Annotated in this window: 24 protein-coding genes; 10 read left to right on the plus strand and 14 right to left on the minus strand. The window is 35.0% G+C overall.

The window, feature by feature from the left end:
- Window positions 1-599: 599 nt before the first annotated feature.
- Genes IV57_RS11600 through IV57_RS11610 form a run of 3 tightly spaced genes read left to right on the plus strand, consistent with a single transcriptional unit; the run spans window position 600 to window position 3,785 of the window.
- Window positions 600-1,112 carry a DUF1440 domain-containing protein gene (locus IV57_RS11600; RefSeq protein ID WP_057881681.1) on the plus strand — a complete coding sequence of 171 codons (513 nt, stop codon included), beginning with the start codon at window positions 600-602 and terminating at the stop codon, window positions 1,110-1,112.
- Between the two features lie 9 nt (window positions 1,113-1,121).
- The gene (locus IV57_RS11605) at window positions 1,122-2,435 is read left to right on the plus strand and encodes an MFS transporter (RefSeq protein ID WP_057881682.1); all 1,314 of its coding nucleotides are present in this window, start codon (window positions 1,122-1,124) and stop codon (window positions 2,433-2,435) included.
- A 12-nt stretch (window positions 2,436-2,447) separates the two neighbouring features.
- Window positions 2,448-3,785 (plus strand): replication-associated recombination protein A, encoded by a 1,338-nt coding sequence (locus IV57_RS11610; protein WP_057881683.1) that lies wholly within the window; start codon window positions 2,448-2,450, stop codon window positions 3,783-3,785.
- A 93-nt stretch (window positions 3,786-3,878) separates the two neighbouring features.
- On the opposite strand, the gene IV57_RS11615 is transcribed toward IV57_RS11610, so the two are convergent.
- From IV57_RS11615 to IV57_RS11635, 5 genes are all read right to left on the minus strand, one after another.
- Window positions 3,879-4,859, minus strand: coding sequence for a Gfo/Idh/MocA family protein (locus IV57_RS11615; protein WP_057881684.1), 981 nt, complete (start codon window positions 4,857-4,859; stop codon window positions 3,879-3,881).
- A gap of 2 nt (window positions 4,860-4,861) precedes the next feature.
- Window positions 4,862-5,521: a ribose 5-phosphate isomerase A gene (gene rpiA / locus IV57_RS11620; protein ID WP_057881685.1), complete on the minus strand. Its 660-nt coding sequence runs from the start codon at window positions 5,519-5,521 to the stop codon at window positions 4,862-4,864.
- Window positions 5,522-5,617: 96 nt separating this feature from the next.
- A complete protein-coding gene (locus IV57_RS11625; protein ID WP_057881686.1) occupies window positions 5,618-6,445 on the minus strand; it encodes a MurR/RpiR family transcriptional regulator in 828 nt (275 codons plus the stop codon).
- 512 nt (window positions 6,446-6,957) lie between these two features.
- Complete coding sequence (locus tag IV57_RS11630) at window positions 6,958-7,677, minus strand: C40 family peptidase (protein ID WP_057881687.1); 720 nt, start codon at window positions 7,675-7,677, stop codon at window positions 6,958-6,960.
- A gap of 205 nt (window positions 7,678-7,882) precedes the next feature.
- Window positions 7,883-8,440 (minus strand): guanylate kinase, encoded by a 558-nt coding sequence (locus IV57_RS11635; protein ID WP_057881688.1) that lies wholly within the window; start codon window positions 8,438-8,440, stop codon window positions 7,883-7,885.
- 84 nt (window positions 8,441-8,524) lie between these two features.
- Between IV57_RS11635 and IV57_RS11640 the strand changes: the two genes are divergently transcribed.
- The gene (locus IV57_RS11640) at window positions 8,525-8,734 is read left to right on the plus strand and encodes a hypothetical protein (protein ID WP_057881689.1); all 210 of its coding nucleotides are present in this window, start codon (window positions 8,525-8,527) and stop codon (window positions 8,732-8,734) included.
- Between the two features lie 107 nt (window positions 8,735-8,841).
- Here IV57_RS11640 and IV57_RS11645 read toward each other — a convergent pair whose 3' ends face one another.
- Window positions 8,842-9,468 (minus strand): LVIS_2131 family protein, encoded by a 627-nt coding sequence (locus IV57_RS11645; RefSeq protein WP_057881690.1) that lies wholly within the window; start codon window positions 9,466-9,468, stop codon window positions 8,842-8,844.
- Window positions 9,469-9,739: 271 nt separating this feature from the next.
- Here IV57_RS11645 and nrdH point away from each other — a divergent pair, with 271 nt between their 5' ends.
- The 4 genes from nrdH to nrdF are packed head-to-tail and all read left to right on the plus strand — an operon-like array spanning window position 9,740 to window position 13,545.
- Window positions 9,740-9,970 (plus strand): glutaredoxin-like protein NrdH, encoded by a 231-nt coding sequence (gene nrdH, locus IV57_RS11650; protein ID WP_057881691.1) that lies wholly within the window; start codon window positions 9,740-9,742, stop codon window positions 9,968-9,970.
- A gap of 1 nt (window position 9,971) precedes the next feature.
- Window positions 9,972-10,346 (plus strand): class Ib ribonucleoside-diphosphate reductase assembly flavoprotein NrdI, encoded by a 375-nt coding sequence (nrdI, locus tag IV57_RS11655; RefSeq protein ID WP_057881692.1) that lies wholly within the window; start codon window positions 9,972-9,974, stop codon window positions 10,344-10,346.
- A complete protein-coding gene (gene nrdE / locus IV57_RS11660; RefSeq protein ID WP_162261228.1) occupies window positions 10,327-12,504 on the plus strand; it encodes a class 1b ribonucleoside-diphosphate reductase subunit alpha in 2,178 nt (725 codons plus the stop codon). Before nrdI ends, nrdE begins: the two co-directional genes overlap by 20 nt.
- A gap of 15 nt (window positions 12,505-12,519) precedes the next feature.
- Entirely contained in the window at window positions 12,520-13,545 is a 1,026-nt protein-coding gene (nrdF, locus tag IV57_RS11665) for a class 1b ribonucleoside-diphosphate reductase subunit beta (protein ID WP_057881693.1), read from the plus strand.
- Window positions 13,546-13,586: 41 nt separating this feature from the next.
- Here the strand turns inward: nrdF and IV57_RS11670 are convergent, their stop codons facing one another.
- The gene (locus tag IV57_RS11670; RefSeq protein WP_057881694.1) at window positions 13,587-14,030 is read right to left on the minus strand and encodes a MarR family winged helix-turn-helix transcriptional regulator; all 444 of its coding nucleotides are present in this window, start codon (window positions 14,028-14,030) and stop codon (window positions 13,587-13,589) included.
- Between the two features lie 238 nt (window positions 14,031-14,268).
- Between IV57_RS11670 and IV57_RS11675 the strand changes: the two genes are divergently transcribed.
- Together IV57_RS11675 and IV57_RS11680 are read left to right on the plus strand one after the other, a co-directional pair.
- Window positions 14,269-16,506: an L-type lectin family protein gene (locus IV57_RS11675; protein ID WP_057881695.1), complete on the plus strand. Its 2,238-nt coding sequence runs from the start codon at window positions 14,269-14,271 to the stop codon at window positions 16,504-16,506.
- Window positions 16,507-16,771: 265 nt separating this feature from the next.
- Complete coding sequence (locus IV57_RS11680) at window positions 16,772-19,051, plus strand: L-type lectin family protein (protein WP_057881696.1); 2,280 nt, start codon at window positions 16,772-16,774, stop codon at window positions 19,049-19,051.
- A gap of 46 nt (window positions 19,052-19,097) precedes the next feature.
- Here IV57_RS11680 and IV57_RS11685 read toward each other — a convergent pair whose 3' ends face one another.
- From IV57_RS11685 to IV57_RS11715, 7 genes are all read right to left on the minus strand, one after another.
- Complete coding sequence (locus IV57_RS11685) at window positions 19,098-19,481, minus strand: DUF1634 domain-containing protein (protein WP_057881697.1); 384 nt, start codon at window positions 19,479-19,481, stop codon at window positions 19,098-19,100.
- Window positions 19,481-20,323 carry a sulfite exporter TauE/SafE family protein gene (locus IV57_RS11690; RefSeq protein WP_057881698.1) on the minus strand — a complete coding sequence of 281 codons (843 nt, stop codon included), beginning with the start codon at window positions 20,321-20,323 and terminating at the stop codon, window positions 19,481-19,483. The genes IV57_RS11685 and IV57_RS11690 overlap by 1 nt, the downstream gene beginning before the upstream one ends.
- On the minus strand, window positions 20,323-20,802 hold the full coding sequence (locus IV57_RS11695) for a hypothetical protein (protein WP_057881699.1): 480 nt from the start codon (window positions 20,800-20,802) through the stop codon (window positions 20,323-20,325). The genes IV57_RS11690 and IV57_RS11695 overlap by 1 nt, the downstream gene beginning before the upstream one ends.
- Before the next feature lie 9 nt (window positions 20,803-20,811).
- The gene (locus tag IV57_RS11700; protein ID WP_057881700.1) at window positions 20,812-21,708 is read right to left on the minus strand and encodes an alpha/beta hydrolase; all 897 of its coding nucleotides are present in this window, start codon (window positions 21,706-21,708) and stop codon (window positions 20,812-20,814) included.
- Between the two features lie 13 nt (window positions 21,709-21,721).
- A complete protein-coding gene (locus tag IV57_RS11705) occupies window positions 21,722-22,921 on the minus strand; it encodes an MFS transporter (RefSeq protein WP_057881701.1) in 1,200 nt (399 codons plus the stop codon).
- A 253-nt stretch (window positions 22,922-23,174) separates the two neighbouring features.
- Window positions 23,175-24,788, minus strand: coding sequence for a helix-turn-helix domain-containing protein (locus IV57_RS11710; RefSeq protein WP_057881702.1), 1,614 nt, complete (start codon window positions 24,786-24,788; stop codon window positions 23,175-23,177).
- 329 nt (window positions 24,789-25,117) lie between these two features.
- Window positions 25,118-25,624: a DoxX family protein gene (locus IV57_RS11715; protein ID WP_057881703.1), complete on the minus strand. Its 507-nt coding sequence runs from the start codon at window positions 25,622-25,624 to the stop codon at window positions 25,118-25,120.
- Between the last annotated feature and the right edge of the window lie 158 nt (window positions 25,625-25,782).

The raw sequence follows: 25,782 nt of genomic DNA on the forward strand, positions 1-25,782 counted from the left end.
CCAAGTTAGTGCCCATGCCGGGCGCACTTCATAGAAAAAAGACTGCCAAATTGGCAGCCTTTTTATTTTGTGATATTTGCGGGGAACAAATATCAAATTGTATTTAGGAAATTAACTTTATTATCTTTAGGGGGGAGATATTTAAAGTTTTTTTATTTGTGTTTAAGGGGATTAAACATTTAAAAATAGAGTATTTATTTATAGGGGTTTTTTCTATTCATGAGTTATCTAAAGGGGATTTCCAATTCCATCCGGTCACTTCTTTCAAGTTAAATTTTTCTATATCTTTTAAGGGGGGAGATATATTTTTTATAAGAGTTTAATTTTTTAAGGGAATCATTTCTATTTAAAGGGTTGTTACTTTGAAAAGGGATTGTTTGTTCATCCGCTCACCTCTTGTTCCTTTGTTATTTGACTATGCTTATATAATAACGGGAGAATATGAACATACAGTTTCCAAACTACGAATTAATTTATAACAATCTATGAAGAATTTGTGACCAGATGTCTATTTTGGCAAAAGACATATTACCTGAAATCGTTCTCAGTCTGATTTATACTTTAATTAATATAATAATAACGAATAGAGGGATTAACATATGCGTTTAAATAAAGATCAAAAAGTCGATTTAAAGGCAGCTCTTATTGCTGGAACCGCCGCCGGTATTTTCTCTGGTTTTGTAAAATTGGGTTGGGAAAATGTTTTACCTCCTCGTACGCCAGAACGTGATGCCGTCAATCCACCTCAAACCTTAATGGAACAAGCCGGACTTCCTAAGAGCATCACTCGTGGTACTTATACTTATGCTGGACATCAAATGCCTTGGGCCAGTTTCTTGATGCACTTTGGTTTCTCAACATCTTTCGCAATTATTTATGAGGTTCTATCTGAATACAAGCCATTCATCCGAAAAGGATCTGGTGCTATCTTTGGTTTAGCTATCTGGATTGCTTTCCATGTCGGTATCATGCCTATGATGAAGACTGTTCCTTCACCTAAGGATCAACCAACTGAGGAACATCTTTCAGAGGCTCTCGGACATATCGCTTGGATGTGGACAAACGATATCGTTGGTCATGAACTTTATCGTCGTCTGACTACTCAAAAATAGGCTTTTCCTATGAACAAATGGAAAACCTCATTAACTGAACGAATCAGTTATGGTTTGAGTGATGCAGCAGACAATTTAGTTTTCCAAATGATGACTACTTATTTACTTTTCTTCTACACTGACGTTTTCGGTTTAACAGCTAGTGAAGTTGCAATCCTTTTCGTAGTCGCCAGAACTGCCGATGTTTTTGAAAGTTTTATTATTGGTGTAATGATCGACAATACTCATTCCAAATGGGGTAAAAGTCGACCATTCTTTCTCTGGTATTCATTTCCTTACGTTATCTTCGCCGTCTTAACCTTCATCACTCCTAATTTCCTACCACATTCCGGGAAATTACTTTGGGCCTATGTCACATATTTGGGTTTAGGCTTCTTCTACACGGCTGTGAACTTACCTATTACTTCAATCTTGCCTACCATGACTGACAATGAACAGGAAACAACCTTATTAGGCGTTATTAGACAGTTCTTTGGCAGTTCCGTTCAAATCATCGTGGCTGTCTTTACCATCCCCTTAGTGGAGTTATTTGGCAAAAGCAATCAGCAAAAGGGCTTTTTAGGAACCATCATTCTCTTCGGAATTATTTCCTTAATTTTGATTCTCAATACCTTCTTCCATGTCCGTGAACGCTTTTCTAACAAAGAAATAAGTCATCAACCATTTGGTGAAGTCTGGAATATGTTACGACAAAATAAACCATGGATCATTATTTCAATTGTTATCTTCTTATATTGGTTAACAACAGCCATCAAGAATCAAACTACGATATATTATTTCAAATATATTATGCATAATGAAAACATGGTCTCATTAGCCAATAGCTTCACTTTAACTGCCTTAATTGGTGTCGTATCAATTTACTTTGTTTCCGCAAAATTGGGTAAAAAAAATACTATGCTAATTGGTATCGCAACAGCTTTTGTTGGCCAGTTAGTCATCACTTTCGCTACTTATACTAAAAATCTCCCCATTCTATTTACTGGTATCTTTATTAACTGTATCGGTGGTGGTTTCATCATTGGACTAGTTTCCATTATGATTGCCGATACGATTCGTTATGGGACCTCAATGGGTATTCAGGCTGAAGGTGTTCTCGCCTCAACCGATGACTTTGGCGTCAATTTAGGCTTAGGATTGGGTGGTCTAATCACTGCTGAATCATTGCAAGTATCCGGTTATGTTTCCAATAAAACTCAATCAGCTGCTACTATCTCAGCTATTAATTTAAATTACGCTTTAATTCCATTAATCTTGTACATCATTATGTTCTTAATTCTTTTAGGATATAACGAAACTAAAATCAAGACAGCACTCAAGTAAAGAAGGTCTAATATGCAGCAAGAATCACTTTTCACAAGTCAGCATAATGATGACAATACTCCTCTAGCTAATCGGGTTCGTCCTACGACACTAGAGGATTTTGTCGGTCAGCAGCATTTAATCGGAACTGATAAAATTCTCCGCGAAATTATTGATCAAGATAATATCCCCTCACTTATTTTCTGGGGACCTCCCGGGGTCGGAAAAACTACTCTGGCTGAAATAATCGCTAAAAAAACTGAAGCTAATTTTATTACTTTTAGTGCCGTTACCAGTGGTATTAATGACATCAAAAAAGTTATGAAAGAAGCCGAGCTTAATCGTGAAATGGGTCAAAAAACAATCGTCTTCATTGACGAAATCCACCGTTTTAATAAGGCTCAACAGGACGCTTTTTTACCATTCGTTGAGAAGGGTAGTATTACTCTGATTGGCGCCACAACCGAAAATCCATCCTTTGAAATAAATTCAGCCTTATTATCTCGCTGTAAGGTTTTTGTACTCAAATCACTAACCAAAAATGATCTAGTTCACCTTTTACAAAATACTTTGAAAAATCCAAAAGCCTTTCCCAATCTAACTATCGATATTGACGAGAATACCTTGGAATTAATAGCTGCCTACGCTAATGGTGACGCTCGAGTATCACTGAATACCTTAGAGATGGCAGTTATTAACTCAGAAACCGAAGACAAAGTTATCAAGGTTAAATTAGACTCAGTTCGACAATTATTGAACACTAAATCATTACGCTACGATAAAAACGGTGATGAACACTACAATATTATCTCGGCCCTTCATAAATCAATGCGTAATAGTGATACCGATTCGGCCGTCTATTGGGTCATGCGGATGCTCGATGGTGGTGAAGATCCGCTTTATATCGCTAGACGTCTGGTCAGATTTGCCAGTGAAGATATTGGTCTCGCCGATACAAATGCATTAAACGTTGCTATTAACGCTTTTCAAGCCTGCCAATTTTTAGGTATGCCCGAATGTAACGTTCATTTAGTCGAAACAGTAATTTATTTATCAGTCGCACCTAAGTCCAATGCCGTCTACAAGGCTGTTTTGAGTGCTCAAAAAGATATTAAAAAATATGGTAACCTCCCTGTTCCTTTACAAATCCGCAACGCTCCTACTAAATTGATGAAAGATTTAAATTACGGGAAAGACTATCAACTGGCCCATTCACATAAAGATAAGTTAACTAATATGAAAACCGTTCCTGAAGAAATTCAAGATCATCAATACTACTTGCCAACCGAACAAGGAAAAGAACGCCTCTTTAAACAACAATTGGAAAATATTAAACAATGGCATCAACAACATGATAATGATTCGGATTAAAAAAGTATTACCTATACATAAAAACGTAGGTAATACTTTTTTAATATATCTTATTAACTGAATTTTTATTTTGTGAGGGACAGAATGCATCCATTATTCAAAAGGATATTTCATACCCCAATCATTACGAACATCGTTCAAAATATGTGCTACATCATGTGACAAAGCTAATTGACCATCGTCATGACCATTATCGATATATCTTTGCATATCAGCAACTTCATATTGCAAAGCCTTAGTATCATCACCAGCAGTAATCTTTTCAGTAGTTTGGGTATGAGCATCCACTGTATAAGTAATATCAGCTTCAGTCGCACGTGGATAATTGCCAATTTCAATATACCCTTTAGTACCTGAGATCACTCCACGCTTTGGCTGCTTAGCTCGCATTGATAAAGCCATCACTGCCATTTGTTCAGCATCATTTTTCAGAATAATACCTGATTGTTCATCAACCCCGGTTTCAAAATATTTGACCGTTGTTAAAATATTTGTTGGTTGTTTAGCCAAGAAGCTTCTGGCAAAAGCGGTAGCATAACCACCAATATCTAACAATGCTCCGCCAGCTAATTCTTTATTAAAGAATCTATTCTTAGGATCGTAATCTTTCAAACTACCAAAGTTCACTTGGACTAGCTTAACTTGACCGATCTTTCCGTCGGTAACCATTTGTTTAACTTGGCTATAAAGTGGCATATGTAATAAGGTAAAACCTTCAGTTAATATTAGCTGTTTCTCTTGAGCCAACTTCTGAACCTCATCAAATTGTGCTGAATTTACGGTAATAGCTTTTTCACAGAAAACATTCTTCCCAGCGTTCAGTGCTTCTTTGATGTATTGATAATGGTAAGTGTGTGGTGTGGCAATATAAATTACGTCAATTTTCGGATCATTAATCATATCAGAAGGATTTTCAAATTGGTGTTGAATTCCTTTTTCTTGAGCAAATTTAGCCATTTGTTCAGCATTCCTATCAGATACACCATAGATTTCACCATTAACAGCATTCAAAGCATCTGCCATTTCATGTGCGATCCAACCAGTTCCAATCATTCCCCAATTATATTTTGTCATAATTATAAAGCCTCTTTTTTTATATGTTTAACATCATCATCTGTTGCTAAAAGTGCATCAGTAACTAAGTTTTTAAAATATGAAGTTCCCACTACACCGGTCATCTGTGCTAAATCAGTATCAATCGTTTCTATCTGAGACCAATTAGTAAAGTGACAGTCGACTAATCCATTTCCATTCGGTGTCCGAACCATTCCTGCCATATCACTAGATTGACGAACTTCGGCTTGACCGCCAAGTCTGAGAACCTCATTAATAATCTGTGGCATCGCAACGTCAATAACCTCCAAAGTCAATTGCACGTCCGAATTTAATTCTTTAGTATAGCGAGCCTCTGGAGCCATGATTATGTAACGTTTGGCTAACTGAGCATATAATTTCTCAAATGTATGGATACCACCATTACTCTTCAAAGCATTTAATTGTTGATCCAAACTATCACAACCATCAAAAGCTAAATCAAATTGAGTAACTTGTTCTAAAGGAACAATCGGAATTCCTAACTCTAAACAAAGTTGGCGGGTCATTTCAGATGGACTAGAGACTTGGATCTGTGTGTCCTTGAGTGCTTGAATCAGACGTCCAACGGTTCTCCCACCACCAAAGCTAACTGACATCCCCGGTTTAATTAAATTAACAGCCGTCTCGATTAATTTTTCCATACATATGCTCCTTCGAGAAATATATTTTCATATTTATTTAATATCTGAAATTCATTTTCATAATAAAACATAAAAAATATCCTGTCAAGCAGGATACTAAATTTTGCGATCAGAAATCAGTTCTTCATGTCGAGAAATTTTATTCAGAGTTTGTTTGTCCTGGCCAATCAACAATAAAAAGATTGCTTCAATCATGGTTGAGGCAGCGATTCTAGAAAAATAATATTCAGATTGGAAAATTTGTTCACGGACGTAGGTTTTTAAATGAAGATTCGATTTTTGAGCAATTGGTGAATCATCCCGATTAGTAATTGAAATAACTTTAATTCCTTTTTTCTGAGCGACCACTAACTGTTTCATCAAAGATTTTGATTCACCGGAATTTGAAATAATAATCATAATATCGGTTTGATTCATATTTAAAGTCTGAGCAATTGAAGTTTCAGCTGCCATATCACTGAACGCCAGCATGCCAATTTGATTAAATTTGTAAACAGCATCAATCGCCACTGGGTAGGTATTCCCTTCAGCCACAACCTGAATTAAACGAGCTTTTTTGATTAATTTTAAAGCCGTCCCAATTTGCTCAGTCGTCAAATTTTTTAACGTATTAGTAATTTCAATCGTCTTATTAGAACTAATATTCTTCAACGACTTCTGAATATCATCATCAATTGTTACCGATACATTTTCATCATCAGAAACTTGAGCTAAACGGGTTTTTAGTTGATGAAACCCATCAATATTCAAATTTTTACAAAAACGTGAGACTGAAGCATCACTTACCCCAGATTGTTGTGCTAATTGAGAAATTGTATAATCAATTACTGCTTGTGGCTGTTTTAAAACCACTTTTGCGATTTTTTTATCTGTTACCGACATATGGGGCAATTTGTTATAAATAATATCAATAATATTTTGCATAGGTTTTTACCTCTATCTACATTCTATCAAATTTAGACAGCAAAAAAGCCTGCTAATAAGCAGGCCGCCATGATATTTACAAGTATGATAAATATCAACTTCTTTCTTTTTTTAATTGAACTACGGGGAATAGTTCTTTTAATTTAACTTTATATCTTTTTAGGGGGGAGATATTTAAAGTTTTTTATTTGTGTGTTTAATTAGGGGATTAAACATTTGAAGGATGTATATATTTTTTAAGGGGGTTATTTCTATTCATTGTTTTCAATAATCATTATTTATCTAAGAGTTATTACTGTTTCAAAAGAACTAATTCTTCATCCGGTCACCTCTTCGTCTTTGACTATGTTTAAATAATAACGTTCAAATACGAATAAATTTATAACAATATATGAAGATTCCTTGAATTTTATCAAAAATACTACATTAAGTAATAAAAATGGATAAAAAAAGACCGCCCAAGGGCGATCTTATACGATGAATGATTTTAATTTTGAATTTGTATGTTTATATTATAGAACTTTAACAGCGAATGAAGGCATGAAGTAACCTGAGATTGTTGAAATCTTAACTGATTCGCCTGGTTGTGGTGCAGCGATGTATTGGTTGTTACCTAAGTAGATACCTACATGGTAAGTTGAACCTTTGCTACCCCAGAATAATAAATCTCCAGCTGATGCTTGTGAAACTGCTTCTTGTGAGCCAGCACCTTCTTGGGCTACTGTGTAACCACCGATACTCTTACCAGTTGCTTGTTGGTAAACGTATGAAGTGAAACCTGAACAGTCAAAGCCTGAAGGTGTCTTACCACCCCAAACATATGGTGTACCTAAGTATTGTTTAGCAGTGTTTACAACACTTTCAGCAGTAGCTGATGTGTCTGATTCTGAAGCAGCTTGTGTAGTTGCTGTTGCATCTGTAACATCTGAAGCTTTAACCCATTCGTCTGTTCCAACAAAGTACCATGTGTTACCTTGATCATCTTGAGCAGCTCTACCAACAGCCCATGAAGTGTTAGCAGCTAATGAACGACCTGAGTTTGTTGCTGATGATGATGGAGCTGAATAAAGTAAAGCACTTGTCTTTGTACGTACAGCTGATGGAAAGTTATCTACGATTTGTGCAGCAGTAGCAGCCTTTGTAGTAGATGCGTTTGATAGACCTAAACCTGTAACTGCCAATGCTGCAGCAGCTGTAAATGAAATTAGACTCTTTTTAACGTTAGTATTCAAAATTGAAATCCCCCGTAATGGTTTGTTTTTTTATTTTTTAATTTTTTATTAATTTCTTATCACTCAACGATTACCATAATACTCCCCGAATATTGCAGAAATGTTACAGCAATTGTATAAGAATGTTACACTTTGTCATTCACAAAGTAATAAAGCCTTAATCGCTTTGATACCAACGATTAAGGCTTTATTGTGAAAACCGATTTTACTTGATGTTTTCGTTTTTTAATATTTCGTCAACGCTTTCAAGCGTTGTTTGTAGGCTTTTATTAATAATTTTATAGCTTTTTGTCTCTAATTCACGGGGAATTTGCAGATCCCGCAGGAACTCATCACTACTAATACGGGCCTTTAATCGTTTTTTATCATCCCCACGCTTAGATAATCGTTTTGTGACAGTATCCAAGTCAACTTCTAGAAATATCACGACTGCTGCTTCCTTATACTTCTCTTTATAGGAAACTGCACCCTTAGTATCAACAACAATACTGGCTGCATTATATTTATCCCAAGTTCGATTAAGGCTTTCTTCAGAAGATCCGTACCAATTACCACTATATTCAACTTTTTCCAGATAATGATTCTTTAAAAAGCTATCTTTTGTCTCAAAATAGTAGTCTTTACCATCTTTTTCCCCGTCACGTGGTAATCTAGTAGTGTGAGTTATAACACTAGGTATATGATAAGTATCTTGTAAATATTTACTAATTGTTGTCTTGCCTGTTCCGCTGGCTCCCGTGATGACAATAATTTTTTTATCCATTATAGAACTCCTATGTTTGAAATATTTCTTCTACTATATTATTATACTAGTCTGTTAAGTAATTAATCCGAGGAGAATTTACACATGAAAATAGAAGACTTAGAAGTAGGCACTGTTTACGATTGCTCCGTTGATGAAGATATGGATTACCCATTCCAAGGTAAAGTTGAGAAAGTTTACGAGCACTCAGCTTTGATGGAAATTGTTAAGAATGATCCTAAAGATGATTCTAATAAAACAGAATTGAATAATAAGATCGTTGTTAGTATCAATAAGATCAAAAAAGCTAAATAATATTCAACGTCTAAGTGGGGTTTCCTTTATAGGAATCCTGCTTTTTTTATTGAGTTAATAATCAAAGGAATTAAAAAAGCCAACCAACTGCGGCCAGCTCTTTAATATTACTTCTCAACATTAATAAATGAACGTGCTGGAACTCTCAAAACTCGATATTCCATTGCATAACGATTAGCTCTTAAGCCTAAACCATTTTTAAAATTATCCTTATACTTAGCTTGTGCAGTAATAACATAAGCATATTGGTACTTAGCGTCTAACTTCTTGATCTTTTTCAATGGCCAATCTAAATGAAGACCTGAAACTGTGAATGGTAAACTTCCATCAGAAATAGTTGCATCACGGCTTGATACAGTATAGGTAGAATTATTCAACCAATATTGATAAACCTCATTAGATGAACTAGATTCTTTCTTATTGATTTTAACGTAATAACCTTGGCCATCATTGGTTGTTTGAACGATCATTGGATCGTATTTGTACGATACAGCGACCTCACTTTTATCAGTTAAATCAACTTTCGTAAATAAACTTGTATACAATAGACCACTGACAGCCAAAATAACGACTACAATTTCTAGTAGATCCGTTAAAACGGTCGTCCAAGTAATCTTCCCTTTTTTAACTACAAGAATTTTTAAATGACGATTTCTTATATTAAATACAACAAAGATTAATAGTGCAATTACAATAACCCATGCAATGATTCCCACAAAATTCCAAGAATTCATAGTTTTCTCCCAACTAAAATTGATTGTCTTAAACACTTCATAACTCTATAATAGTCATTACGCTAATTTTACCACGAATCGAATAATTATTTAAAAATGTGACGCAAAACGATACAAAATGTGTGGGTACATACGTTTGTAGATGATTTGTAATGACGACATAACCACGCTATATCGTGTATCGTTCGTTATATTGAACACAATATATTGTGTTTGAAGATTCAAATGATTATACTAATTGGGAATAGCACTTTGAGAGGAAGTAATACTTATGAACAACGTAATCGTATATAGCAAAAACAACTGCATGCAATGCAAAATGACTAAGAGATTCTTGAAAGAACACAATGTTTCTTTTGAAGAAAGAAACATCAACCAAGAACCACAATATCTTGATACTTTAAAACAACAAGGTTTCCAAAGTGTTCCCGTCGTTATGAACGAAGCTATGGATCCTATCGTTGGTTTCCGTCCAGATAGTCTAAGAGAGCTCGTGGATTAATATGAAAGAAATAGCTTATTATTCAATCACAGGCCAAACAAGACGTTTTGTTAATAAGCTCGGAATAGAAGGATATGAAATAACCGACGCCGATCCGTTCTACAACATGGGTCGGCCCTTTATTCTTATTGTGCCTGCTTATGACGACGATATGATGGATCCTGTTATCGATTTTCTTCAATATGAAGATAATGCTAAAAATTGTGTTGGTGTTGCCGGTGGTGGTAATCGAAACTTTAATACTCTATACAACCATACCGCTAAAGACATTGCCAAGGGTTTGGAAGTTCCCGTTGTTTTCCAATTTGAATTCAATGGAACTCAAAAAGATGTCGAAAACTTTAAGAAAGTAGTGAATGAAATTGGGATTAAATAACCTAGATGTAACTAAACTCAGCTATTTCAAACTAAATAACGAAATCAACATCCCCGTAAACGATAAAATTCCTTTAAATAAAGATAAGGAAGCTGTTGCAGCTTTTTTCTCTGAAAACGTTGAACCAAATACTAAAAAATTTGATTCATTCAAGGATCATATTGATTATCTTATTCAAGGCGATTATATCGAAAAGCCCGTTATTGATGAGTATCCACATGCCTTCATTGACGACCTGTATCAATATCTCTTAGACCAACATTTCCAATTTCAATCATTCATGGCTGCCTATAAATTCTACAATCAATACGCGCTAAAGACTAATGACGGTGATTTCTACCTTGAAAATTACGAGATGAGAATTCTTTTTAATGCCCTTTTATTTGCACATGGTAATCAGGATTTGGCTAAAAGTTTAGCTACTGAAATGATTGCTCAACGTTACCAACCCGCTACACCTTCATTTTTAAATGCCGGTCGTAAGCGTCGTGGGGAATATGTCTCATGTTTCCTACTCCAAGTTACCGATGATATGAATAGTATTGGTCGAACTATTAACAGCGCACTTCAATTATCTAGAATTGGTGGAGGAGTTGGAATTACTCTTTCTAATTTGCGTGAATCCGGTTCCCCTATCAAGGGAATCGACAATTCATCTTCTGGTGTCTTACCAGTTATGAAATTGTTAGAGGATAGTTTCAGTTACAGTAACCAACTTGGTCAAAGACAAGGTGCTGGTGCTGTTTATCTGAACGTCTTCCATCCTGATATTATCGACTTCTTATCTGCTAAAAAGGAAAACGCCGACGAAAAAGTCCGTGTTAAAACACTTTCACTTGGTGTAATCGTTCCTGATAAATATTACGAATTGGTTCGTAATAACGAAGATATGTATTTATTCAGCCCTTATTCAGTTGAAAAGGTCTATGGTAAACCATTCTCATATATTGATATCACTAAAGAATATGACAAAATGGTCCAAGATGATCGCATCAAAAAATATAAGATCAGTGCTCGTGATCTTGAAGATGAGATCAGTAAATTGCAACAAGAATCTGGTTATCCTTATGTACTTAATATCGATACTGTTAATCGCGATAACCCGATTGATGGTAAAGTCATCATGAGTAATCTCTGTACTGAAATCCAACAGGTTCAGATACCTTCAGAGTTAAATGATGCTCAAGAATATACCAAATTGGGTACTGATGTCAGCTGTAATCTTGGCTCCACTAATATTTTAAATATGATGCAGAGTCCTGATTTTGGTAAGTCAGTTCGTTCCATGACCCATGCTTTGACTTTTGTCAGTGATGCTTCTAATATTACGGCCGTTCCACCAGTCGCAAATGGTAACAAAATGAGCCACGCTATCGGTTTAGGTGCGATGGGACTACATACTTACTTAGCTTGTCACCATCTTGAATATGGCTCACCGGAGGCTATCGAATTCATTAACGTCTACTTTATGTTGCTTAATTACTGGACCTTAGTTGAAAGTAACAGTATTGCTAAGGAACGTCAGGAAACTTTTGCCAATTTTGACAAATCTAAATATGCTGATGGTACTTATTTTGATAAATACGTTAAAAATAGTTATGCTCCTAAATTAGACTTAGTCAAAGAACTATTCACGGGAATTTTCATTCCTGAACAAGCTGACTGGGATAAGTTAAAGCAAAACGTTATGCGTGACGGTTTATATAACGCCTATCGTTTAGCCGTTGCCCCAACTGGTTCGATCTCATATATCAACAATACTAGTGCCAGTTTGCAACCAGTTACTCGTCTAGTTGAAGAGAGACAAGAAAAGAAAAATGGTAAGTTATACTTCCCAGCTCCTTTCTTGAGTAACGATACTATTAAATATTACAAGTCTGCTTATGATACTGATATGCGTAAAGTTATCGATACTTATGCTTCAGCTCAGGAACATATTGATCAAGGTATGAGTTTGACGTTATTCATGCGTTCAGCCATTCCTGAAGGACTTTACAATTGGAAAGCCGCTGACGATACTAAACAGACTACACGTGATCTAAGCATTTTACGTAACTATGCTTACTATAAGGGTATCAAGTCACTGTATTATGTAAGAACCTTTACTGAGAACAATGATGAAATCGGTAGTAATGAGTGTGAAAGCTGCTCAATCTAGGAGGAAATTTTTATAATGGTTGATACATATTACAAATCAATGAACTGGAACAAACTTGAAGATCAAATTGACAAGGAAACTTGGGAAAAGTTAACTTCACAATTTTGGTTGGATACTCGGATTCCTTTATCAAATGATTTAGATGATTGGCGCACTTTAAGTCCTGCTGAACATACTGTAGTTGGACATGTTTTTGGTGGTTTAACTTTACTTGATACCCTACAATCACAAGATGGTATTCAAGCTATGCTCAAAGATACTCGAACTCAAGCAGAAACGGCCGTCTTCAATAACATTGAATTTATGGAATCTGTCCATGCTAAAAGTTACTCCTCAATTTTCAGTACCCTTAATACCGCTGAAGAAATCGATGAGATCTTTGATTGGACTGATCACAACGAATATCTTCAAAATAAAGCTAAATATATCAATAATATTTATCAAAATGGTGAACCACTTCAAAAGAAAGTTGCCAGTGTCTTCCTAGAAAGTTTCTTATTCTATTCCGGTTTCTACACTCCACTTTATTACTTAGGTAATAATAAGTTGGCTAACGTCGCTGAAATTATCAAGTTGATCATACGTGACGAATCAGTTCACGGTACTTATATTGGCTACAAATTCCAATTAGGATTCAACGAACTAAGTGACGATAAGAAAGCCGAATTAAAGGATTGGATGTACGATCTTCTTTATACACTTTATGATAATGAAGAAAAATACACTCGTACTTTATACAAAGAAGTTGGTTGGGTCGATGAAGTTATGGTCTTCCTTCGTTATAACGCTAATAAAGCCTTGATGAACCTTGGTCAAGAGCCCCTCTTCCCTGACGGTAACGCTGAAGATGTTAATCCAATCGTCATGAATGGTATTTCAACTGGTACCAGCAACCATGATTTCTTCTCACAAGTTGGTAATGGTTACTTAATGGGTAAAGTCGAAGCCATGCAAGATTCTGATTATGATATCGGTCGTACCGGCGATAACAAAACACCTGATAGTAATTCATTATTTGGTAAAGTTAAAAAATTAAAATAATTCCATAGAAAAAGGGCTTACCTATTAATTTAGGTAAGTCCTTATTTTGTCGTTATGTTATTGAACAGTTTCTTGGAAAGATTCTCCAGAGTGTCCCATTCATCTTTTGTGAAACCACTTTTTTCAACTAAGGTTTCAGGCAGATCATTTATTTCTTGACGCTTATTCCTACCTTCAGTAGTTAAATGAACTTTTACAACTCGCTCATCCTTTTTACTACGGTTACGAACTAGCAACCCTTCACGTTCCAATCGTTTTAGTAATGGGGTCAAGGTTCCTGAATCAAGTGATAATAACTCTCCTAATCTTTTTACAGATACTTCATCGTATTGATATAGCGAAACTAGTACCAAATATTGGGGATAAGTTAAATCATGTTCACTTAAACCATCGTGATACAGTTTTTGAATTGCTCGTGATGTTGCATATAAAGAAAAACACAAATGATCATCTAACGGTATTGGTTGACTACTATCTATAAACATTTGGAATTCCTCCTTTGTCGCTTTATTTACTTGATATTCTATGCTTTTTAAAAACAATTGTAAATCATTCTATTTCACACAATTAATTTATACTTTTATTATATAATTAATATTTTAAAATCACTGTTGTAAATAATTATATAACTATAAAAATGTTTAAAAAGATTGATATAAATTCTCATGTCCTGTTACACTCTTATTGATTTAATCTATATAAAATCAATGAGGGGATTTATTTATGAACAAATATAAGAGTATAAAACGATCAACATTGATTCTTTTATTCTCAATTTTATTGATCATAATCGGATTATCTTTAACTTCTAATAATCTCAACGCAGCTACAGATAATGAAGTAACTGCCACAAATGATGATTATGAGCATGCCTTAAAAACAGTCCCTCGAGGTTTAAGCTGGGGTAATGGCGATTTCCATATGGCTGACTTTGATAAAAACAATGCTGCTATTGTACAATCAAAAAACCCAGCCAATCCTGATACCAGTATTATTAAAATGACCAATAGCACTTATAAAGTTGGTGGTGTTTGGGGTTCTGTAAATAAGCCCACTGAAAATTATTTTGACATCAGCCATGAGCAAATAGCATCCATGTGGCTATATTTTGGTAATACTGGTGACACTCCCGGTGATGGTATGGCTTTCGTTTTGCAAAATGATCCTAGAGGAGCAGATGCTATTGCCTTTGCTAATGGTAAACCTGTTAACGGTCAAAGCCTTGGTGTATGGGGTGCTGATTGGAATAAACAGGAGACTAAACCTGAAAATATAGCCAAAACGGCCATTCAAAACAGCTGGGCTTTGGAATTTGATACTTACCCCAATGTCTTAACTTCAGAAAACGACATCTCCGGAGAGGGTGTTTCCTTTGATGCTTTGCAACCAGGTCATCCATATGATGTGGGTCAACATATTGCTGGAAACTACCCTGGTGAATCACATACATATATTCCTTATCCTGTTGGTAGCATTAACTACTTCACTATGCGCCATGTTAACTTCATAGGTAAATTAAACTTAGTTGACAGTAAATGGCACCATTTAACGATAAAGTGGGAACCTGGAATGAATTCATCAATTGGTTCCTTAACCTATTCCTATAATGACAAAAATCCTGACGGAACACCAAATCAATCAGGATTAATATCCAATCAATTTGATGTTGATACCCAAAAATTCAATTTACAACCCGGTGACACTAAATTATATTGGGGCTTTACTGGATCAACTGGTAAATACTTCGAAAATAACTTGATGGTTTTCGAATCTCTACCATCTTTTGTTGATGCTGAGGCAACACCTAGAGTCCATGATAATACCCAGAATATTGACATCGTTAATGGTAGAACCAAGATTGATCCTAACGATGATTTAAGCTACTTTTACAATTTAAACTATAAAGGTTGGACTAAAGATTGGGAAAATATTGTTGCCACAATGAAGATTCCTAAGAATGTTACTTTCTCCAGTGGTACTGTTATCTTCCCCACTACCAACAAAACTTATGACATCCCTAGCAGCGAATTTAATAATCCCGATTCAGTGACACACACTTTAAACGAATCATTAAGTGATAAGAACCGGAATGCAGTAATTGAACTTAAAGGTAGAGCCGCAAAAATAGCTACCACTCAATTGACCGTTCCTTCAGTCCACACAACCTTTGAAGGTGACAATTTAATTACTTCAGCTGATACTCCAATGTTTTATATTAATTCACGATTGTTGTTATTAAATAGTAATTCTCCTGAACCAATCAAAGTTAAAGCACATGAAGATGTCGATGTGTTAGGTGATTTGAGTTACGCCGACACCACTACGCCACTGATCAATAACAATATGACCGTTCATCCTACGCTAAATGGCAGTAACCTTCCTACAATTAGATTAAGTGATGCCAATCCCGCTACTGGCTTCAAAATCCATTTAACTAGTTCACAATTGCAGAAAATAAACACCTTTAGTTTCTACGTTACTGATGCTGATCAAAATACTACCAATACGATAACTCGCCAAATTAATGTCGGTGGCACGGTCTCTTTTGGGGACGTTTCTCCAGATGTAAATTTCAAAAATACTAATACACCTTATAGTAATCAAATCGTTCCTAGAGTGGGTGCTTGGCAAGTAAATGTTATTGATAGTCGTGAAAAAGGCAGCAGTTGGGTCGTTCAGGCCAAAGCTTCTGACCTAGAAAATACTGATAAAGAAAAATTGAATGGAAACCTTATCTACAAAGATCCTACTGGTAAAGTTTTCTCTATGAATAACAATATCAATATTGCTAATAACATCAAACCTAGTGATCTTACTCAAACTCAAAATATCACTGACACCTGGACTTCACAAAACGGTATTTTATTAGCCTTTGATAGTCATCCCAAAAATAAAGCGGGGAAATATTCAGGCACTATCACGTGGTCCCTCCTAGATTCCTTACAAAATTCGGACAAATAACATTCTTCATCAAGTTTTTAGTTAGCGTAAAAATTCTACTTTATTTATTCTTATATTGTATTTCTTTTTACAAATCACAAATTATCAGATTCGATGCAGTTCATTATAAAATAATTTAGTATAATATTATTCGTTTTATTATATAACAATAATTGATTATCCTTATATAAAAATACAATGTTTTCTAAACTAACATTACATGTTTTAACTGTATTTATTTGGTACACTTCCTGTAGAGCGAATTATATCTTCAGAGGGGGTTATCATGCGAATTTCTAGGTATTTAGGAAGATTATTATTTATTTCCTTAGGAATATTTTTACTATTAAATAGTTATCAGTCGGTTCAAGCCGATACAAAATCTACCAATGCTGATTATGAACATGCCTTGGAAACAACCCCTAAGGGATTAAATTGGGATAATAACGCTTTTGTACTTGCAGATTTCAAAGCTGCTGCTGAAAATCGGAAAAGACTTGGAACTAATGTAGGAAATAAAAGTAACGCTGCCGTTCGTGCGAACTCAAGCATGGAAAATAATGCTGAAATCCTACATTCATCCAATCCTCAAAATCCTGACACCAGTATTATCAAAATGACTAATGACACTTATCAAACCGGAGCCGTCTGGAGCAATATGAATACTGATAACTTTTTTGATATCAGTAAAGAACAAAAAGCATCTTTCTGGCTCTATTTGAGTAAAATTGATAAATATAACCAGCTTGCTGGTGATGGTATGGCCTTTGTTCTACAAAATGATCCTAATGGTGGAAATGCAATTGCACTTTCTGCCGATGGAATTCCCGTTAACGGTCAATCTCTGGGAGTTTGGGGCGCTGATTGGAACACCAAAAACACTGACCCTAAAAATTTATCAAAAACGGCTATTCAAAATAGTTGGGCTCTAGAATTTGATACATTTGTAAATTACAATGGTTCAACTTCATCCGGTGAAGGTGTCGCATTTGATTATTACTTACCCAATGTTTACTGGGGGTCACGCCATATTGCGGGCGGGTACCCTGCTTTGTCTTCAACCTATAAACTTATACCGGACGTTTATAACTCATTTTATATGGAGCATACCAAGCTTGCCATAAATTCTAAGATAATCGATAGTAATTGGCATCATGTTTCCATTACTTGGAATCCTATTAACGATGCCTCTGGTAATCTATCTTATGCCTATGATGATAAAGATCCCCAAACTGGGAAACCAATTGGCAATGGTTCAACTACTGATTTCACTATTGATACTACAAATTTCGAATTAAAAAATGGTAGCAAAAAATTATATTGGGGATTTACTGGTTCCACTGGTAACTACTCTGAGAATAATCTAATAGTTTTTGAATCAATTCCATCATATGTTGATGCTGAAGCCAGCGCTGCAGTTTATGATGATTCTCAAGGAGGGCAAGAAGTTAAAGATAAAGGTATTGTCGATTCAAATGATGATCTGACATACACTTATAATTTGAATTATAAGGGGTGGACCAAGGATTGGAATCAAATCAATGCCATAATGGAGGTCCCAAAAAACATTACCTTTTCCAGTGGGACGGTAACTTACCCTGATTCACCAACTAATAAGGATGCACGGCCAATTCCTGAAAGTAGTTTTACCAATATAGCTAATAATAAAATTACTTACCTGTTGCCGGAAGGTCTCAATGATGTTAGTAAAAACGCGATTATCAAACTAAAAGGTAAAGCTGGTAAATCTGCTACATCAACTTTAACTGTTCCTTCGGCTCACGCTTCATTTGAGGGTGATAATTTGATTACCGATGCTAATACAGTTTCATATTCTATTAAGCCCAGAGCTTTAAGTCTAGATAGTAGTTCGCCCAATCCTATTAACTTGAAACCTAATGAAGATGGCAACGTTCCTGGGCAAGTTTCATACGTTGGTACTAACAACAATCCAGATTATAATAATATGGTTGTCCATCAAACCTTAAATAATACAACAACCACTCTAAAAAATATCATTGACTCATCAGGTCACTTTACTTTACCGATCAATAATAAACTTTTAGATAAAATTAATACTTTATCGTTCTACGTCACTGATAGCAACAACAATACAAGTAATACTATTAATCGACAAATCATTGTTGGTGGTAATTTAGCCTTCGGTAATGTTCAACCAACAGTTTCATTTAAGCCAACCAACGGCTCATTCCGTGACCAAGTAATTCCTCGACTAGGAAATTGGCAAATTGATATCATTGATAGTCGTGAAAAAGGCAGCAATTGGACAGTTCAGGCAAATGCGTCAGAACTATCTAACTCCAATAAAGATAAGTTGAAGGGACATCTTTTTTATCGTGATCTTAACGGTAAAGATTATGACCTTAAAAATAATATCAACGTTGCCAATAATATCAAAGATATTGACGATACTCAGCAAAAAAATATTACTGATACTTGGACTTCTAACAATGGGATTCTTTTATCAATGGATAAGGGTAATTTGGTTGGTCAATATACTGGCGTAATTAATTGGACTCTTGTAGATTCCTTACAATATAACTAAAAAAATAGACTAAAGATGAATTTAATTTCATCTCTAGTCTATTTTTTTAGCTTCGATATCCCATAAACATAGCGAACATCAAAATGATTAAAACGATTGTTGTAATAACAACATATAATGTATCTTTTTCTTTATAAAATGCGTAGATTGAAACAACAACCCGCAAAACAGGTGTCAGAATCAACAAGAAAACACCTAACATAATGACGGCATAAGATTTACCTGCAGCAATACCAGCAAAAATATCTGAGAATCTTTTAGGAAAATCAATAAAAGTTACACCATTTTTAACTACCGATTGATAACCAGCACCGTTCATAAAGTACAAACCAATACCAATCAAGATGACGATAGCCGACGTTATAACACCTATCCGTAGGATTTTACCAATGATAACTTCAACTTTACGAGTCTCTTCATGTGTTTGCATTAGATATTCACCCCAAATCCTTTAAGAGCCATTTGTACTCCCATATATAAAATAATAGGAATAAAAATCATTCTAATAATTCTAGGTTTCATAACTTGCATCAAACGAGCACCGATCGTAGCACCAACCAAAACACCAATTGCCAAAGGTGCAGCAATATCAGGACGAATTGATCCATTAAAGAAGTAAACCGTCGCACTAGCAGCAGCGGTAACACCCATCATCAAATTACTTGTAGCACTTGATGGTTTTAAAGGCATCTTCATAATTGTATCCATAGCGATAACTTTGAAAGCACCACTACCAATACCCAGTAAACCACTGGCTAAACCAGCTGCCCACATCATAATGAACCCACCAGGAATATTTTTCATAGAGTAGTCAATTTGTTTTTGTTCAGCTTTGTCATAGTACGTACTAGACAATTTAAATTTATCAACAATTGGATCATGACCTGTATAAACCTTCTCACCTTTTTTATCCATTAATTTACGGATCATATTATAAGATGAATATAGTAAAAAGAAACCAAACAAGACGTATAAGAAATTGGGCGAGAAGACCCCGACTAACAAGGCCCCCATAATCGCACCAACGGTAGTCGCAATTTCTAGAAACATAGCAACACGGAGATTTAACATATCATCTTTCAAGTAAGCAATGGTAGAGCCGGAACTAGTTGCAATAACTGAGATGATACTAGCACCGATTGCATACTTAATATCTAACCCCATCATAATGGTAAGTACCGGAGTGATAATCATTCCGCCACCAATCCCCAAAATTGCACCAAGAACTCCAGCTGCTACACCCATTACTAAGAGTAATAGCATTGAATTCATTATTTATCCTCTTTCTCTACTTCTTCTTCTTTATTAGAAAAGTTCTCTACAGAAGTTTCATAGTTACCTTTCATTATATCCATTGTTTGTTTAATTTCATCATTTTTTAAGGAATTTTCAGAAATTAAATCAATATGAAACTTAGAGGCGTTCAAATAATCACATGCAGTTGATAGATATATTTTAGTTTCTGCTTCAGCATCATCATCGAAGAAATGCGTAACCTTCTTAGCATCAGCGAATGGTAAGTTAATTACACCAGTTTCTAGATAATAATTGATCTCAAAATCAGCGTCAGCCACATGAATAACAATCTGTGAAAGTTTGTTATCTGCAACATCTTTTTCAATTTGTTCATTAGCCTTTTTTAGTGACCAAAGATCTTCTTGAAGTAAATCATCCTTACTTATTTCCAAAGTAGTTTGGTTAAATTCTTCAGCTTGAACCTTTTCGATAAAATCAGCAATCTTAATTTTCATACTTTTCTCCTAGAGGTACATTTTCAAAAACTTTTCCACAGCACCATGGTACTTTCTCGAGTCAACGTAGTAGCTACGAATATGAACACCACGGCTTTCATACGACATTTTTGGGAATTGTCCACATGTGGATAACTCGTCTCTCATTTTAAAAGGAACCGTAAAATCATTCTTACCATGCATGAATAATATCGGTAATGAATTCTTCTCAAGTGCACTTCGACAATCAGTTTTCCGATATGAAAAACCAGCTCGGACTCGAGACATCAATGATATTCCTGCAATCAAAGCTCTCCCTTTAATATGATATCGTTTCTGGCAATGATAACTCAAAATATCAGTAGCACTGGTATATCCTGAATCTTCAATTATCAGTTTAACATTTTTTGGTAAATCATTCCCCGATGTCAGCATAACCGTCGCCGCCCCCATCGATGCACCAAACAAAATTATTTTATCATGGGGACGAACGGATAGAACCTTATTTATCCAATTAATTAAATCTAAGCTCTCGATATAACCAAACCCTAAATATTTACCATCACTTTGGCCAGCAGCTTGATTATCAATCTGTAAAACATTACATCCCAAGCTATCAAACAGCTGTGCATGGACATTCAGTGAATTATGATCAACTCCAAAACCGTGCACCATAATGACCGTCACATCATCATTGTTATCGGTAAACCAACCATGTAAGTGACTACCATTATAAGTTGATTGGATTTGCCACATCTGTTTGTCCTTCTTAACAAATTCCGCAGTTTTTTCTACTAATCCTTCATCCATTTTAACTTTTGGAGCTTCTGCTCCCAAAGCCTTTGAACCTCTTTTTTGAATATATAAAAAAAAGGCGTTCAGAATTAGAACGACTAGTAATAACAATATCAACAGAATAATTATCATGATATTACCTCACTTATACTAATTCTTTTACGCCTATCATTGCTATGGCAACTAAGATCATAGTGATCGTAATCCCCACAAACAATGTAGAAAATGATAATGCCGTAATAATTATACTACCGGCATAAGGTCCAATGGCACGACCAAGTGAACCGAAGATACTATAGAAACTTTGGAAAGTTCCACGATTTTTATTCGTCGACATTTTACTTAACAAAGCCGGAATCGTTGGAAAGACCATTGATTCTCCAACTGTTAAGACCAGCATACTAATAACGTATGAAGTGTATGTCTTGGCACTTGGTAATAGTAGGAAAGAAGATCCCATAATTACTGTACCCAAGAAAATTTGATATTTTAGTAATTTAAAAATTCGAGAAATTACTCGGTTCATTACCGGCTGAATAATCAATAATGAAGCCGCATTGATAGTAAAGACAAGTCCATATTCACGAGTTGTAAAACCTTGATCAAGCATATAAGCTGACAAGTTACTGTCCCATTGTGAGTATCCCAACCAAACAATAAAGATTGAGGCACAGATGATAATCATATTTACATTAAAACGATGTGATCCAATTTCAATTCTTGGATCAACTGTATCGCTACTTTCATAATGTGAAGAACTTTTGATTCTTGATGTATCTTGTTCCTCAACGTGATCTAACAGACTAGCTTTAAAGATTAAAATAACTGCACTTAAAACGAATAGCAACATTGGAATGAAGAATGTGAAAAAGATACTCCACTTAAATATGAAACCAACTGCCGTTGAACCGATAGCAATACCGATATTAGCAGCTAAATACATATTATTAAATATCACTCGACTATTACCTGACATTTGTTCCGCAATAAAGGCTGTATAAGCATTAACCGCCGTATAAATCAGTCCCATTCCGAATCCTAAAATGAACAACATAATCGCATATGTTGGCCACACATGATGTACAGACATACCTAATAACGAAACAATCGATATAGCATAACCAATGTATAACGTTCCACGCTTCGAGAAACGATCAAACATGACCCCTCCCAAAGCGTTACCAATCATCATAAAGGCTGAGTAAACCATTAATGTAAATCCAGCTGTTATTAATGATTCATGTAAATTCTTATGAATAAAAATTGTATTCACTGGCAACATGAATCCCATTACCAAGTTGAATGTGATATTTAAAATCAATAACCATATTCTTTGAGCGCGCATCTTTTTCACCTCTTCTATTTAATTTTTTCAATAAAAAAACCATGGTAATATTTCAACCATGGTTTTAGTTGGTAGTACTCAAGATGAGTAAATAGATTCCGGTTCACATCCAGTTTCTATAGATATCACTCACAAATCCGGTGAGTAGTGCTCGATACCCTACCATCATAAGTGCCGTCCAAATTCGACGGCTCTCGACTCATCGCACAACCTGTATCATAATATATTCTGAAAATAGTTGCAACACTTTTCATTAAAGATTTGGATTTTCACTAACTTTTTCTTCAGTCCAAATCTTATAAATCAAGTTCAATAAGCCACCCATTTGACCATCTACCCCGTTATACATCCAGCGATAGATACATACATCCTTTTTCATTTCATCCTTTGGCGGATTGGCACTATTAGCAGTAACGACGATATCAGCTTCTTTAGGATCACTAACAATCTTAGCGTAAGGCAATGATTGAAGTGTTACTGAAAGATCTGAGTAAACAAGGAAGAATGATTCTAGTTCCAAGTATACTTTGACCTGAATATTCTTATTGTAAAGTGAGAAGAATCGGTAAGCAATCGCATAAATAGCTGCAGAAATCTGCTTTGATTTTCCTGTAAGTGACTGATATTTATCACGTAACATTAAATGTTGAACAGTTGAGTAGATTTTGCTCTCAAGCCCTTCATCATTTAGTTTACTCATCGCATCACCAAATCCTGAATATAAATTAAGGATTTCAATGTAATTATGATCAAGTGCCAAGACACCAATAATACATGTTGTTAAATTATATTTATATCTTAAAAATTCTTTATGTGACATTGCCATGTCGGAAACAGTTTGTTCAACATCAATTGGAATAAGTTCCAAGAAATCATCAATAAAGTTTGCAAATAATGGATTATATCTGACCAATTGTTTAGAAACTGATTGAAGATAATCATCAGACACCTCAAATGTAGCTGGAACACACATTAGTAGGATATAGAAGTCCGCTGATTGGAACATTTGCTCTTCATAACTAACATCTTCTTTAATAGCACGTTTAAGTTCCCTAACTTTTTTACTACCAGTGTCACCTTCAAGCATTGATCCGGCACTTTCAAAGATATTAGGGAATGGATAATTGATTACATTCAAAGCATCCATATTTTGCACATGGTTACCCTCAATAATACGATACAAGTGTGCCATAACTACATAAGCATAAAACATCTTCGTAATATGGTTAGTAGGCTTGAGACGATACTTGTCCAAAGCGATATCGACTACTTTAAAGGCAACCTTTTGGGTGAAGTCCTCAAATGGCCATACATATCCTCTAGTAGCATTCCAATACAACGCCGCAATCGCCAAGCGAACTGATTCTTCATCACCAACAAAGCGCATTGGCTCATAAGCTATTCTGACACCGAAACGTTTTAAATAGCCTCTCATTGGCTTGAGATGACGTAGTACAGTTGCTTTACTACTTTCCAATGTTTCATAGAAATGTTTAAATGAATTCTCCTTATTCTTAACGATTGCATCTAAGAACAAATAACCATCCGAATTAGTCGTTAAATAAGCGTGATAAGCATCTCTAGTCACGCCAAACATCTCTTCAGTAGAGTAGTCGTCATTCTTTAGAAGAAGCTTAAAATCGTCTTGAATCCCCAAGAAAGTATTATAAACACTTCCGTAACTCTTATTCATCTGATAAGCAGCCTTACGTAAGTTGATATCCTTAACTTCAATATCACGATTACGATAAGTTCCAATCAGATCAGCACTAGCCAATTGAGTTGTTCTAATTAATTTGATTTTATTAAATAGTTGTATTTTTTCGATTTCTGATTTTGATAAAAATAAGTCAGTAAAGCTATCCAAAAACTCCACCCCCGTAGATATGTAATTAATTCCATTATAATAGAATTAATTCGTTTCAATTTTTAAACATCTATATTATAGGAAATAAATTTTCATATTGGTAACCTGGTGAATTTCTTTATTTAAATAATTAGACAGGATATTTACGGAAATATGAATATATTTTATTATCTATACCAATATGTTATTTTACGCCTTATTTAAAATAAGTATAGTACATTAGTGTTCCTTAATTCAGAAAAAAACAAATTTCATAAAAAGTAAAATATAATACAAAAAAAAGAAACCGAAATAACTTCAGTTTCTTAATAAAATTTCTAAATTAACATTTATATCATCGATTTATTTTTATTATTTTTAAATATATGTTCTCTGATCCAAGGAATCACCCAATAATCCAAACCAATTTTACCGGCATTAAATCCAGCAATGATAATAAAGTATTCAAGGAAGATGTATTCAGGGTTAACCGAGATTGCTCCAGCTAGGATATATGAGAAGTTCATTAACAATCCAAAGAAGACAGCGGCAGTCGTTAAACAACCGAAGATCAAGCCTAATCCAACAAGAAGTTCACCCCATGAAACTAGGAAGCTCATTCCCTTATAATGTGGTAAAACTACGCTAAGCATACTGTTGAACCAAGGATATAATACTTTTCCTGTAGGTCCCTTAACGGGGTTCTTGATTGCGTTAGCAACAAGACCCTTAACAGCGCCTGAAGCGCCACCGGTGACCTTTTCCCAACCGGCAAGCGTCCATTCAATTCCCAAATAGATTCTAATGACAGCTAATACAATAGAAGCAATTTTATTATTACGTAAAAAATGTACCATGATATTTTCCCCCTATAGCCATAATAAATAACAACTATATTATAGTTCTAATAAAGTTGATTTCATATTTTAAACAATTATTTATATAATAAGTTTCATAACTATAAAAAGAGGACACAAAAAAGGGACTGACATATGTCAGTCCCTATCGTTAGCGT

The sequence above is a fragment of the Companilactobacillus kimchiensis genome, assembly GCF_001438805.1.
Classification (GTDB): Bacteria; Bacillota; Bacilli; order Lactobacillales; family Lactobacillaceae; genus Companilactobacillus; species Companilactobacillus kimchiensis.